At 61.0% G+C, this 13,414-nt stretch carries 13 protein-coding genes; 4 read left to right on the forward strand and 9 right to left on the reverse strand.

All coding sequences use genetic code 11. The annotated features are described in order from the left end of the window. Window positions 1–12 precede the first annotated feature (12 nt). From cydX to JNB85_RS09935, 7 genes are all read right to left on the reverse strand, one after another. A complete protein-coding gene (gene cydX, locus JNB85_RS09905) occupies window positions 13–135 on the reverse strand; it encodes a cytochrome bd-I oxidase subunit CydX (RefSeq protein WP_220334149.1) in 123 nt (40 codons plus the stop codon). 12 nt (window positions 136–147) lie between these two features. Next, on the reverse strand, window positions 148–1,302 hold the full coding sequence (cydB, locus tag JNB85_RS09910; RefSeq protein WP_220334150.1) for a cytochrome d ubiquinol oxidase subunit II: 1,155 nt from the start codon (window positions 1,300–1,302) through the stop codon (window positions 148–150). 6 nt (window positions 1,303–1,308) lie between these two features. After that, the gene (locus JNB85_RS09915) at window positions 1,309–2,889 is read right to left on the reverse strand and encodes a cytochrome ubiquinol oxidase subunit I (RefSeq protein ID WP_220334151.1); all 1,581 of its coding nucleotides are present in this window, start codon (window positions 2,887–2,889) and stop codon (window positions 1,309–1,311) included. Between the two features lie 77 nt (window positions 2,890–2,966). After that, a complete protein-coding gene (locus tag JNB85_RS09920; protein WP_220334152.1) occupies window positions 2,967–4,658 on the reverse strand; it encodes an amino acid ABC transporter ATP-binding/permease protein in 1,692 nt (563 codons plus the stop codon). Continuing rightward, on the reverse strand, window positions 4,655–6,361 hold the full coding sequence (gene cydD, locus JNB85_RS09925) for a thiol reductant ABC exporter subunit CydD (protein WP_220334153.1): 1,707 nt from the start codon (window positions 6,359–6,361) through the stop codon (window positions 4,655–4,657). The genes JNB85_RS09920 and cydD overlap by 4 nt, the downstream gene beginning before the upstream one ends. A gap of 4 nt (window positions 6,362–6,365) precedes the next feature. After that, a complete protein-coding gene (locus JNB85_RS09930; RefSeq protein WP_220334154.1) occupies window positions 6,366–6,941 on the reverse strand; it encodes a GbsR/MarR family transcriptional regulator in 576 nt (191 codons plus the stop codon). A gap of 246 nt (window positions 6,942–7,187) precedes the next feature. Next, window positions 7,188–7,787 (reverse strand): HupE/UreJ family protein, encoded by a 600-nt coding sequence (locus JNB85_RS09935; RefSeq protein ID WP_220334155.1) that lies wholly within the window; start codon window positions 7,785–7,787, stop codon window positions 7,188–7,190. 244 nt (window positions 7,788–8,031) lie between these two features. On the opposite strand from JNB85_RS09935, the gene JNB85_RS09940 reads away from it, so the two are divergent. Next, the gene (locus JNB85_RS09940) at window positions 8,032–9,063 is read left to right on the forward strand and encodes a hydroxyacid dehydrogenase (RefSeq protein ID WP_220334156.1); all 1,032 of its coding nucleotides are present in this window, start codon (window positions 8,032–8,034) and stop codon (window positions 9,061–9,063) included. Here JNB85_RS09940 and JNB85_RS09945 read toward each other — a convergent pair. Continuing rightward, window positions 9,060–10,070, reverse strand: coding sequence for a Tim44 domain-containing protein (locus JNB85_RS09945; RefSeq protein ID WP_220334157.1), 1,011 nt, complete (start codon window positions 10,068–10,070; stop codon window positions 9,060–9,062). The two genes, JNB85_RS09940 and JNB85_RS09945, sit on opposite strands and share 4 nt — an antisense overlap. Before the next feature lie 81 nt (window positions 10,071–10,151). After that, the gene (locus tag JNB85_RS09950) at window positions 10,152–10,610 is read right to left on the reverse strand and encodes a YbaK/EbsC family protein (RefSeq protein ID WP_220334158.1); all 459 of its coding nucleotides are present in this window, start codon (window positions 10,608–10,610) and stop codon (window positions 10,152–10,154) included. A 236-nt stretch (window positions 10,611–10,846) separates the two neighbouring features. Between JNB85_RS09950 and JNB85_RS09955 the strand changes: the two genes are divergently transcribed. From JNB85_RS09955 to JNB85_RS09965, 3 genes are all read left to right on the forward strand, one after another. After that, window positions 10,847–11,848, forward strand: coding sequence for a LacI family DNA-binding transcriptional regulator (locus JNB85_RS09955; protein WP_220334159.1), 1,002 nt, complete (start codon window positions 10,847–10,849; stop codon window positions 11,846–11,848). Window positions 11,849–12,019: 171 nt separating this feature from the next. After that, window positions 12,020–13,054: a sterol desaturase family protein gene (locus JNB85_RS09960; RefSeq protein ID WP_220334160.1), complete on the forward strand. Its 1,035-nt coding sequence runs from the start codon at window positions 12,020–12,022 to the stop codon at window positions 13,052–13,054. Further along, a complete protein-coding gene (locus JNB85_RS09965) occupies window positions 13,051–13,362 on the forward strand; it encodes a MocE family 2Fe-2S type ferredoxin (RefSeq protein ID WP_220334161.1) in 312 nt (103 codons plus the stop codon). Before JNB85_RS09960 ends, JNB85_RS09965 begins: the two co-directional genes overlap by 4 nt. The last annotated feature ends 52 nt before the right edge of the window (window positions 13,363–13,414 follow it).

Below are 13,414 nucleotides of genomic sequence, written 5' to 3' on the forward strand. Positions count from 1 at the left end.
GCCCCTCGACATTTATCGGCGTTCGCCCGGCGCCTTTTTCCTGGCTTCGTCGTCCACCAGCTCATACCACATGGCGTTGAGGACGGCGAAGGCGGCGGCCAGCGGCAGGCCGAGTATCCATGCAAAGTACCACATCGTTCCGTCTCCTCAGTAGGCGTGGCTGTTCTTGTCTGTAACGCTCTTCTCGTCGACCTTGCCCCACAGCACTTTGTAGACCCAGGCGGTGTAGGCAAATATGATCGGCAGGAAGATGACCGTGACCACCAGCATTATGAAGAGCGTCTGGTGGCTCGACGATGCATCCCAGACCGTCAGGCTCGACTTCGGATCGAGCGAGGAGGGGAGGATGAATGGAAACATCGATAGACCCACCGTCGAGATGATGCCTGTTATCGAGAGCTTGCTGAAGAGCAGAGTCACAACCTCGCGCCGTGCCTGCATTGCGATGAAGGCGGCCGCAGCACCCAGGAAGCCGAGAATCGGAGCGACGATCATCCAGGGATAGGTGCCGTAGTTGGTAAGCCATCCTCCGCCTTGGAGCGTCACAGCTTTCAAGAGCGGATTGGATGGGCCGACTGGGCTGATATCGCTGGTGATCCGATAGCCGCTGATACCCATCCAGAGATACAGGCCGCCCAGCGCAAAGAGCACGATGACCGCAAGCGCTGCGCTGCTGCCGAAGCGACGCGCGCGATCAGCAACCGGCCCCGTTGCCTTGAGCACCAGCCATGCGCTTCCGTGCATGATGAGCATGGCGACGGAGAGCAGGCCGCAGAGAAGGGCATAGGGGTTGAGAAGAGCGAAGAACGAGCCTTCGTAGAAGATGCGCATGTCGTCCGCGAAGCGGAAGGGTACGCCCTGCAGCACATTGCCCACGGCAACGCCGAAGATCAGCGACGGTACGAAACCGCCAACGAAGAGCGCCCAATCCCAGCCGTTCCGCCAGCGAGCGCTGTCCCGCTTCGAGCGGTATTTGAACCCGACTGGGCGCAGGATGAGCGCGAAGAGGATTGCAAACATCGCCAGATAAAAGCCCGAGAAGGAGACCGCATAGAGCGGAGGCCAGGCGGCGAAGATGGCGCCGCCGCCGAGGATGAGCCAGACCTGGTTGCCTTCCCAAGTGGCGCCGATCGTATTGATGGCGATACGGCGTTCCGTATCGTTTTTGGCGACGAAGGGCAGAAGCGTGCCGACGCCAAGGTCGAAGCCGTCGGTCGTGGCGAAGGCGATCAGCAGCACGCCGAGCAGCACCCACCAGATGATGCGCAGGGTTTCATAATCGATAAGGTCGTGAAGGATCATGACGGGTCACTCCGCGGCTGGAACGAGGGTTTCGGAAACAAGTTTCGCTTCCGGCTCGTGGTCCGGTTCCGGTCCTTGCCGGATTCCTTTGAGCATTAGCTTCATCTCGATGATGATCAGCGTCGTGTAGAGTACGGCAAAGCCGACAATCGTCAGAAGCACCGTGCTGGCGCCGAGGCTGGAGACGGCGACGGCTGTCGGCAGCACGCCTTCGATCACCCACGGCTGACGGCCGAACTCGGCAACGACCCAGCCCAGTTCGATTGCCACCCACGGCAGCGGGATGGCAAATACCGCGATGCGCAGAAGCAGCGGATACTTGTCCAGGTGCCGACGGGCCGACAGCCAGAAGAAGGTTGCCGTCAGCACGATGAAAAACATGCCGAGGCCGACCATGATACGGAACGACCAGAAGAGCGTCGGCACATGCGGGATGGTGTCACGCGCGGCCTGGGTGATCTGCTGATCGGTCGCCTGACGCGGGTCGTCGACATAGCGCTTCAGGAGCAGCGCATAACCGAGATCATGGCCGAGATCCTCGAAGGAGGTGCGGACTTCCTGGGCAACCTGATCCTGGGCGGGTGCTGCGCGAATCTGCATCAACGCGTCATAGGCTTTGATGCCGTCGCGAATGCGGCTCTCGGCCTGCTGTTCCAGCTTGTCGATGCCGGGAATTTCCGTTGTCAGCGAACGCGTGCCGATGAGGCCCATGGCCCAGGGGATATGGATGGCGAAATGTGTTTCGCGCGCTTCCTGGTCCGGGAAGCCGAAGGCGGTGAAGGCAGCCGGTGCAGGCTCCGTCTTCCACATGGCTTCGATCGCGGCGAGCTTCATCTTTTGGTTTTCAGTGGCGAGATAGCCGCTTTCGTCACCGAGCACGACCACCGACAGCGCCGATGCGAGACCGAAGGAAGCGGCAACGGTCATCGAGCGCTTGGCAAGCTCGATATGCCGGCCCTTGAGGATGTACCAGGCCGAAACGCCGAGCACGAAGATCGAGGCGCAGACATAGCCGGCCGAGACTGTATGCACGAACTTCGCCTGCGCGACGGGGTTGAAGACCACGTCGAAGAAGCTTGTTATCTCCATACGCATCGTCTGCGGATTGAGCGCCGAACCGACGGGGTTCTGCATCCAGCCGTTAGCTACGAGGATCCAGAGTGCGGAGAAGTTCGAACCGAGCGCCACCGCCCAGGTGGCGACCAGATGGCCGACCTTCGAGAGCTTGTCCCAGCCGAAGAAGAAAAGGCCGACGAAAGTCGCTTCGAGGAAGAAGGCCATCAGGCCTTCGATCGCCAGCGGCGCGCCGAAAATATCACCGACATAATAGCTGTAATAGCTCCAGTTCATGCCGAACTGGAATTCCATGACGATACCGGTCGCGACACCGAGCACGAAGTTGATGCCGAAGAGCGTGCCCCAGAATTTCGTCATCTGCCGCCATATCTGGCGGCCGGTCATGACATAGGTTGTTTCCATGATGGCAAGCAGCACGGAAAGGCCGAGCGTCAGAGGCACGAACAGGAAGTGATAAAGCGCAGTCAGCGCGAATTGGAAGCGCGATAGCGCCACGATGTCTAGTTCCATTGTCTTTCTCCCACGGTCCCACGCGGTCTCAAGAGTTTCCGCATGGCCGGCCGGCCGTGCGGGGCATCCTCGTTTGCTCAATCCGGCCGAAGCCGATCGAGCGCCTTTTCGAACGCCGCCTCTCCACGGCGCGAAACTTCTGTGATGCGACCGTCCGTGATGACGGCGATCAAGTCTGCGAGTGCGGCCTCGCGGCGAATATGCGTGGCGATTACCAGCGCTCGGCCTCCGGCTCTCAGCGCGAGGCGATGCAGCACATCGCGTGCAGTGCGGCCGTCGAGCCCCTCGGTCGGCTCGTCGAGTAGCCAGAGCGGCGTGTCGCGCAGGAAGAGCCGCGCGAGTGCCAATCGGCGCGACTGGCCACCGGAAAGGCCCATCCCGCCTTCGCCGAGCGGTGTATCGAGGCCTGAGGGTAGCGCATCGACATCGGCAAGCAGGCCGGCAGCGGCGAGCGCGTCTCGCAGCCGGTCATCACCAGCATCGGGCGCCGCGAGCAATAGATTGCCGCGCAGTGTATCCTGGAAAAGCTCGGTGCGCTGGGTCAGCAGCGTTGCGTCGAGCGCTGCGGCCATGCCGGCACTAGGTGGCAATTCGCCTGAAAGCAGCGATAGCAGGGTCGATTTGCCGGCGCCGCTACTGCCGACCACGGCTATGTGCTCGCCGCGACGAAGTTCGAGCGCCACTTCCCGCAAAGCCGGCGATGCCGCCCCGTGATGGCTGACGGTTACATTTTGCAGCGCGAAGGCGAGCTCACGAGACGGAGCCTTGGGCGTGAAATCCGCTTGAGCGGCCGAAAGGCGTGGCGCGATACGCTTGGCCGCCAGTATGGTCCTGCCGAATTCCATCGCGCCGCGGCGCAATGCGGCAAACGGTTCTGTTGCGGCAAAGGCGACGAGCACACTGAGTGCCGCAACGGGTGCGGTGATCGTGCCGGTCTGCATCAACGTCGCAGATGTCAGCAATGCCGCGACCAGCAGGGCCGTCGAGACGAGCCCGAAGCCAATGCTCACGCCGGTCTCGATCCGGTTCAGCCGGTCGTCGGCCTTTGCGGTATAGGTGTCCGCGGCGGCGATTGCCTGCTGCTGCGCGGCAAGGCGATTTGCCATGAGGAGATCGGTCTGCCCGGCAACGAGATCAATGGTTCGCGACCGGATGGTTTCGATGCCGTAGGCGCGGCGGCGGGCGTGCTTCAGTGCCAGTCGGCCGGCGGCGAGCGGCAGGCCAAGCCCCGTCAGAAAGAGGCAAAACCCGAATAGCAGGCCGGATAGCGGATTGATCAGGCCGAGTGTCACGCTGGCAACAAGTGCTGTGCCGACTGCTACGGCCGCTGGCACCAGCACGCGAAGATAGAGCGAATCCAACGCATCGATATCGGCGGTCAGCCGGAAGAGCAGCCGGGCCGGACGGTTAAGAAGCGCGCGCGCCGCACCGGCGGAGGCCCAGCCGCGGAACAGGCGCTCACGAAGGGCGGCGAGCACGGCGAGCGTCGCGTTGTGGGTTGTCAGTCTTTCGCCATAGCGTGCAGCCGTGCGCAGGATGGCAAGGAAACGGATGCTGGCCGATGGCGCGAAGACGTCGAAGGTCGCGGCAGTGGTTGCGGAGAGACCTGCAAGCGCGGTTGCCGTAATGAACCAACCTGATAGGCCGAGCAGGGCAATGCCAGCCGTGACAGTCGCAACCGACAATGTGGCGCCGAGCAGCAATTCCCTGCGGCGCGTCTGCAGGAACAGGCGCAAAACCGGCTTGATATCTCCAAGGAAGGTGATCATTCCGCAGCCTCCTGAAGATGCTCCGTATCCAGGCGGATGGTGCGGTGCATGCGTGCGGCCAGCAGCGGGTCGTGCGTTGCGACGATCAGCGTGCGGCCCTCCGCAAGAGCAAGTAGGCTCTCGGTGATCTCGGCCGCCGTCTCGGCATCGAGATGTGCGGTCGGCTCGTCGGCGAGGATGATGCGGATATCTGGGTCGCAGGCGGCTCGTGCGATGGTAAGGCGCAGCGCCTCGCCGCCGGAAAGACCGATGCCGCCTTCACCGAGGGGGCTATGTCCATAGGCCTTGGCGACACCGCCAAGCTTGGCGAGATCGAGCGCCTTGGAGATTTCTGTCTTGCTGATGCCAGGTCGTCCGAGTGCAATATTGCCGGCAACGGTGCCTGCGAAGATATGCGGTCTCTGACCAATCCAAGCCATGTGGCCGCGATCTGCCGACGCTCCGCCGATTATAATCCGGCCTTCGCTGCACGGGGCTAGGCCTGCGATCAGCGACAGCAGCGTTGATTTGCCAGTACCGCTCGCGCCAAGCAGCGCGACATGTTCGCCGGCTGCGAGATCGAGATCGAAGCCCTCAAAGATGGGAGATTGGTCCGGCCGGTAGCGGAAGCTGATATTTTCCACGCGAAGAGCGAAGGCCGCGTCAACGGCCAGTTTCCCTGTCTTGTCGCGATCGGCAAGCGTCATGCTTTCAGCAGCGATTCCATCCAGCGCCTTCAGCGCAGCCTCCCCCGAGGCGCGGTCATGCCAGACGGCCGAGAGCTCACGCAACGGCTCGAAGAAGGCAGGTGCGAGCAGCAATACGAACAGGCCCTGCGAAAGGTCGAGACCGCCGGACCAGGCGCCAAACCGGATTTCGCCGAGCAGGCTGAAGCCGACATAGACGGCAGTCATCGCCACGCCGAGCGCCGAGAAGAGTTCGAGTACGGCCGAGGACAGGAAGGCGATCTTCAGCACGGCCACGGTGCGCGTGCGCAGTGATTCTGCTTCCGAGCGAAGTTTCAGGGCCGTGGCATCGACCGCGTCCAGAGAGCGGATCGTCGCAAGACCGCGCAGGCGGTCGAGCAGGAAAGCGTTGAGGCTACTAGTTGCGATAAGCTGCTTTTGACTCGCGGCCTGCGCGCGCCAACCAATCAGCGCCATGAAGATCGGAATGAGCGGCGCTGCAAACAGCAGTACGAGTGCGGCAATCCAGGAGATCGGAAAAATGCAGGCCAGGATGACGAGCGGTACGAAGCTCGCCTTCATCCGCGCCGGTCGGAAACGGGAGAGGTAGGGCACGATCAGTTCGGCCTGTTCGCCGAGCACACTGGCGGCCTCGCCAGAGGCCGGACGGCCGGCGTCAACAGGCGAAAGGCGGGCAAGCAGGCGGACGGCGTTGGCGCGTTTTTCGCTGAGCTCGCTGCGTGCTGCGCGAAAGGCAAGGCGGCCACCAACCGCATCGAGACAGCTTTTGACCATGCCGAGTAACAGGATGAAGACAGCTGGCCAGAACATGTCACCGAGACCGACGCCATCGGCCAATCGGCCGACCGACCGGGCAAGTATGCCCGCCTGCGGAATCCAGAGCGCAGCCGCGAGGGCCTGCAGCATTGCGGCACTGCGCAGGCGACGGTTTGTGTTCGCCGGCTTGCGAGCCGCTACCCCGACAGCAGGCATCTCCACCTGTTGCTGTTCTCTCGCGTCGAAGAAAGCACTGACCATGGCGCTAACTCTTGTTCGCAGGATTGGGACGGCGGCGGCCAAGCGAAACGACCTTGTCCTTCGCCTCCAGCAGCTTGGTCACTTTTGCACCTAACGAGAGTAGCGTTGCAAGTCTTTCTGTTTCAAGTTGTTTTACGTCTTCGTACCAATGCGTCAGTTGCTCGATGAGCGTATGCATCTCGCTCATGCGTTCCTGGGCATGACGTTCGGCCTCGCTGGCGGGCCGCTGCATGAGGATTTCGCGTAGCACCGATAATGTAGGATCGACCTCGCGCTTCTTGCGCTCTTCAGCGAGCGTCCTGAGGATCACCCAGACATCGTCGGGTGTGGTGAAGAAGTCGCGCCGGTCATCCGGCTTGTGGCGCAGCAGCACCAGTTTCCAGGCCTGCAATTCGCGAAGACTCATCGAAACGTTCGAGCGTGATATGCCGAGCGCGTCGACGATCTCCTCTGCGCAAAGTGGCGAAGGCGAGACGTAGAGCAGGGCATAAATCTGGCCGACCGTGCGGTTGATGCCCCAGCGAGAACCCATTTCACCGAAGTGCAGGACGAAGGACTGAACGAGAGGCGGAAGGTTCATTTTTGTTTCCGAGCGTCTGTAGTTTCAGAAATTTCTGAAATCACTATACAAACTTTCCGATTTGCACCGCAATTGTGCTGACGAGGGCTGCGTCAATTTGGACGGACGCTTCGATGGCGTTTTCTCAGTAAACGAACGCCGCCCACCTGGAATTGACTTAAGTCAAATCTCGCAAACGTAAAACGCCCGGCGGACATCCGGCCGCCAGGCGTTTACGCAGCGTAAATGTTTAAAGAGATGCGCGCCTCAGATGAGTCCGGTCAGGAAGCCGGCGCCCGCTACGGCAGCAAAGCCGCCAGCGCTACGCACCACGAAGGCGCCCCGACGCTCGCCGAAACGGGCGATCACGAGGCCGAGGCCAAGGCCGGCCACATGCAGCAAGGCGGTCGCGATCATGAAGCCAGCAGCATAGGCAACCCCCGCTGCAGTTTCGGGCATCTCGGCGCCGTGCGCATGGCCGTGGAAGATCGCAAACAGACCGACGATGCCCATCGCGACTGCCGTCGAGACGCGGATGTTCAGCGCAACGACTGCGCCGAGCACGATGACGGAAAGCGCGATGCCCGTCTCAACGAAAGGTACGTTGATGCCGACGATGCCAAACGCGCCACCGAGAGCCATGACGAGAAGGAAGGTTGCAGGCACTGCCCAGACGGCCCGGCCGCCGAGCTGGAAAGCGAGTATGCCAACCATGACCATAGCAAGGATATGATCAAGGCCGGAAATCGGATGACTGAAACCATGGACAAGACCGGCCGCTTCGCCGACACCGGTATGGGCGTAGGCGGCTACCGGAAGCGCTGCGGCGGCGAGCGCAAGGACGCCGCTCTTGAAGACTGATTTCATGATGGAATTCCCTCTGCTTTGTAGATCCTGCGGCCGCCGATCGCTCAGTCCCGGTTGCAAGTCGCTTTCACAAACTAATCCAGGGAAATTTCATCGTCAACGGAAAGCAAGAGAATAGGTAGTAATTTCAAGTGCTTATATCATAGGCAATTGCCGTTTTGAAAGGCGTCTTCACAAGCGCCCGCCAACGGTACTATGAATCACGTTGCGGCGGTGAGAGCCATCGCATCTTGAGGAGGATTTCATGACGAATACCGAAAGGCCGCTGGCGATCAGTGCGCCGGAGCCGCGTACGCTCGACCTGATCTTCAGCGACAAGGCACGCGGCGAACTCTATGCGAAATATGAGATCGTAGAGGCCGATCCCGAAAACATCGCCGGTCTCGGCGACGATATCCTCGGCAAGGCGCGCTACATTATCGGCCAGCCACCGCTTTCGGCGGACACGCTCGGCCGTATGCCACAGCTGCGCTCGATCCTCAATGTCGAGAGCAATCTCCTCAACAACATGCCCTACGAGATACTCTTCCAGCGCGGCATTCATGTGGTGACGACGGGACAGGTCTTTGCCGAGCCGGTGGCGGAGATCGGCCTCGGTTTCGCGTTAAGCCTCGCCCGCGGCATCGTCGATGCAGATGTCGCTTTCCGGGAGGGCAACGAGATGTGGGGCGGCGAAGGCAATACAAGCGCCCGGCTGATAGCGGGCTCCGAGATCGGCATTATCGGTTTCGGCGATCTGGGCAAGGCGTTGCGGCGGGTTCTGTCAGGCTTCCGGGCCAGGATCAGGGTTTTCGATCCCTGGATGCCTCGCTCGATCCTGGAGGAAAACGGCGTGGAGCCTGCCAGCCTGAGCGACGTGCTGACGCAGAGCGATTTCGTTTTCGTCGTCGCCTCCGTCACCAGCGATAACAGGGGCTTCCTCGGCGCGGATGCGTTTGCCAGCATGCGAAAGGGCGCCGCCTTCATCCTGCTCAGCAGGGCCGACGTCGTGGATTTCGATGCGTTGATGGCCGCCGTTGCATCAGGCCATATCGTTGCGGCAAGCGATGTCTATCCGCAGGAGCCGCTGCCATCAGACCATCCGGTGCGCCGCCTCAAAGGCTTCATTCGCTCGGCCCATCGCGCCGGCGCGCTCGATGTCGCCTTCAAGAAAATGGGCGACATGGTACTTGAGGATATGGATCTGATGGATCGCGGCCTGCCGCCGATGCGCTGCAAGCGGGCGGAGCGCGAAACGGTGTCCCGCATGCGCTCCAAACCCGTTTCAGTCAATTAGGCAGCGCGCTGGCCGGTGCCCTGGATGGCGGCAAGCTTCCAGTCGGCACCTGGCTTGCGCACAAAGGTCCAGACCTCCGTGCTTTCGCTCGGGCGGCGGTCGTCGCCCGAGACGACACGGCCGCTGCCGCGCTCGACCATGGCGTCGATCGAGGAATAGCGCATCGCTAGCGTCGCATATTCTTGACCATTCTCACGCCAGGCTTCGGCAATATCGCCCTGCAGCAGCTTAACGTCGGAAACCTGGTTGCGCACGCCATTGGTGGCATTCTCGCCAAGCTCTTCGGCAAGGTAGGACATCGCTTCCGGCGTCGTCAGGCGGCGCAGCGTGCCATAGTCCTCTGCCCCATAAGCGGTCTGAACCTTTGTCAGCAATTCTTCGAATTGGTCGAGGTCAGCCTGGGCAAGTCCGATCTCATCGTTCGGGCGCACATTAGGCCGCTTGCTGCCGGAGCCCGACCCGATTGCCGGAATATGGAAGGACGAGCCGCCATTGGCCGGCGACATGCCATAGGACTGCGGTCCGCCATAGCTCTGGCCGCCGGTGCCGTAGGACGGTTGGCGGCGATTGGCGAAGAAGCGCATGGCTAGGGTGATCGCTCCGAAGATCAGCGCGATCTGCAGGAGCATGCCGAGGAAACCGAAGCCGCCGCCGAAGCCGTGGCCGAGCAGCATACCAAGCAGACCGCCGGCAATCAGGCCGCCGATCATCGAACGGCCGAAGCCGCCGAAGAGGCCGGGACGCTGCTGGGCATAGCCGGGTTGTTGCGTGTTATAAGGCGCAGTTGTCTGCGGGCGCGGCGTCATCGAGCGTTCGATGGGTGAGGCCGGGGCGGGAGCAGTCTGCGTGGCCGGAGGCGCGCTGAAGGTACGCGTGCCGCGGCTTCCGAATCCGCCAAAGCTGCCGGCACGGCGCGCATCGGCGTCTCCGATCGAAGCAAAGACGGTGGCGCTCGCAAGAACGGCGATCGCCGCGATCCTGGCAAAACGCGAAACGGCAGTGGGCATTCTTTCATCTCCTATCATGCGCTGAATGGCATGTCGGTACCTAATATAGGTACTCTTTTTGCCCTGTGAAGTTGCGCACTGCTACTGGCAGACGTCGACCCACTCGGCTTTGGTAATTTCCGTCAGCCGTTGGGTCGAGACGCGCAGCGCGGAATTGGTCGAGCCGGCGGCCGGAACGACCTCATCGAACTGCTTCAGCGACACGTCGCAGTAGATCGGCAAGGGTGCCGGCAGGCCGAAGGGGCAGACGCCGCCGACCGGATGGCTCGTCACCGCCAGCACTTCCTCCGCGTCGAGCATGCGCCCCTTGCCGCCAAAAGTGTCCTTGAACTTCCTGTTGTCGAGACGCGCCATGCCGCTCGCCACGATCAGCATGATACGATCACCGACGCGCAGGCAGATCGTCTTGGCGATCTGCGCTGGCTCGACGCCATGCGCTTCGGCGGCGAGGGTGACGGTCGAAGAACTGCCGGCCGTTTCGATGATGGCAATGTCGGGGGCATTGGCGGCGAAGAAGGCGCGGACGGATTCGAGGCTCATGGGATGGATACTTTTGATACTTTTGGATGAACAGCCGATCTGGGGCCGCATGAGGCGGCACGCGATTCATGTATTTGCCTCCCAACTTAATATTTAGATTTCAGAAAGTTCAACCGCTTAATTCCTGAAGAAGCATTTCTCTGCGTTCTGAAAGGCAATTCGTATTGCTCCTCATATCTGACTCATGGATATGCTGGAAAAAACGGGATCCAGCTTTGGCCCATTAAGGACAGACAGTGAGCAAACCGAACTATCGGGATATCGCCCGGCAGGCGGGCGTGGGAACCGCAACCGTGGAACGCGTCCTGAATGGTCGCGGTGGAGTTCGTCCCGAACTGGTCGAAAAGGTCGTCATCGCTGCGCGGAGCCTGGATTACCCTCGCACGCTTCCCCATGCCCATCGCGGTCTGTTGCGCATCGAGGTGCTGATGGTTCGTCCCGAGACGAGCTTTTATCAGCGGCTCTCCACGGCGTTCGAGCGGATCGCAGCGACCCTGGATCCGCTGGTCGTCGTGCATCGAAGCTTCACTGAAGAAATGAAACCGGAGGAGATTGCCCGCCGCATCCTGTCGACCGATTTGCCGCGCGCCGGCCTGATCCTTGCGGTGCCGAGCAGTCCGGTGATCCAGGCAGCCGTCGAAAAAGTCGCCACGCAAGGCTTGCCCGTTGTGAATGTCGTCACCCGCGCGTCCGATCGTTCAGGCGAATTCGTCGGCATCGACAATTATGCCGCCGGACGGACCGCCGCGCTCTTCATCAGCCGCATGGCCCGCCGGCAGGGGGCCGTCGTTGCAATCTGTCATCCAATCTATCAGGTGCACCGCGATCGCATCCGCGGATTTTCCGATTATTTTCTGGAACACCCAGGTGCCACCAGCTTTCAATGGCTGGGCTTTGGCCTCGATGAAGAGCACCTTAGTGCTGAACTGCTATTATCAGCTCTGAAAATGTCTCCGGATCTTGCGGCCCTTTATAATGCCGGAGGCGCCAACTCTGCACTGATCGGCGTGCTGCGTCGTCACGCGCGCGAGCGCGATATCTTCTTCGTCGGCCATGAACTCACAGATTACACCCGCCAAGCCCTGCAGGACGATGTCATGGATGTCGTGCTCGATCAGGCGCCGGAAGCACAGGCTCGTCGATCGCTCGATCTCGTCCTGCGCCGCATCGGCCTGACCGATATCGAACCCGACCGGGCGCCCATCCGTTTCATTACCATCACCAAGGAAGGCCTTTGATCTAATTTGATCAAGAATGGCTTCGCCGCTGCGACGCTCCCCTGTTAATTTCGAAGCAAGGAGGAGAGCCGGAGCGTCAAGAGGAGCGACACCGGATCAAGCGCACCAGCGCTCTCTTTCAAAAGAACGTGTGCGATGCGGAAATGACCGTGTTGCCGTGAGGAGAGTGAAATGGACGATCTGAAATTTGGCACGCGCAACAAGCGCGGCGACTGGGCGCCTGACAAGCCCGTCGAGACAGCGCCGCTCTTTGCCTTTCCGCCGCGGCTGATGGCCATCCTGAAATGGCTGCCGCATTATTTCTTTCCCTGGAATGCGATTTTTGCAGCCTCCGCCGTCGCCTATTGGGCCTGGGTCATTCCGTCTGTCGAGACGATGCGAACTTTGGGCTTTGGCTGGATCGCCTGGCTCTATGGCATGAATGCGACCTGCGTCCTGCTCTTTTATGGCGCATTCGAGGTGCATCTCTATGTGCTGAAGCGCCAAGAGAACCGCTTCAAATATAACGGAAAATTTCCCGCCGAACAGAAGAACAAGGCGTTCTGGTTCGAAAACCAGAACATCGACAACATGCTGCGCACCTTCCTGTCAGGCGTGACGATCTGGACGGCGATCGAGGCGGCGATGTTATGGGCCTATGCCAATGGTTATGCGCCGTGGCTGAGCCTTGCCGAACACCCCTGGACGCTTGCCCTCGTCGCGCTGATCGTGCCGATCATTCACGAATTCCACTTCTTCTGCGTCCATCGCCTCATCCACACGCCATTTCTCTACAAGTGGGTCCACTCGGTCCATCACAACTCGGTCAATCCGTCACCCTGGTCGTCGCTGTCGATGCATCCGGTCGAGCATCTGCTCTATCTCGGAACGGCTTTCTATCACCTGATCCTGCCATCTAACCCGGTGCTGATGCTGTATCAGCTCCACTATGCGGGTTTTGGTGCCATTCCAGGCCATGTCGGCTTCGACAAGGTCGAGATCGGCGACGACAAGCTGATCGATAGCCATGCCTATGCGCATTACCTGCACCACAAATATTTCGAAGTGAACTATGGCGACGCGCTGATCCCGTTGGATCGGTGGTTCGGCACCTGGCACGACGGCTCGCCCGAAGGTGAGGCCCGCATGCAGGAGCGCTACCGCCGCCGCAAGGAAAAACTCGCCGCCCGAAAAGCTGGCTTGGAACGCAACGGAGCGGCCGAATGACCTGGATCACTGCCTGCAAATTCGACGATATCGAACAGGAAGGCGCCATTCGTTTTGATCACGGCAGCCGCACCTATGCCATCTACCGTGGACCTGACGATAGCGTCTATTGCACCGCGGGTCTCTGCACCCACGAGGCGATCCATCTCGCAGAAGGCTTGGTCATGGATTTCGAAGTGGAATGCCCCAAACATTCCGGCGCCTTCGACTACCGAACCGGCGAGGCTCTCCGGCTTCCTGCCTGTGAAAACCTGAAAACCTATCCGGCCGAAGTGGTCGACGGGGTGGTGCGCGTGGCCCTCGCCTGATGATCCTTCCCGGCCGGCGTCTCCTTCTCAGAACGCCGGCCTGCTTTTTTCC

The organism is Rhizobium mesosinicum (assembly GCF_019511345.1).
Classification (GTDB): domain Bacteria; phylum Pseudomonadota; class Alphaproteobacteria; order Rhizobiales; family Rhizobiaceae; genus Rhizobium; species Rhizobium mesosinicum.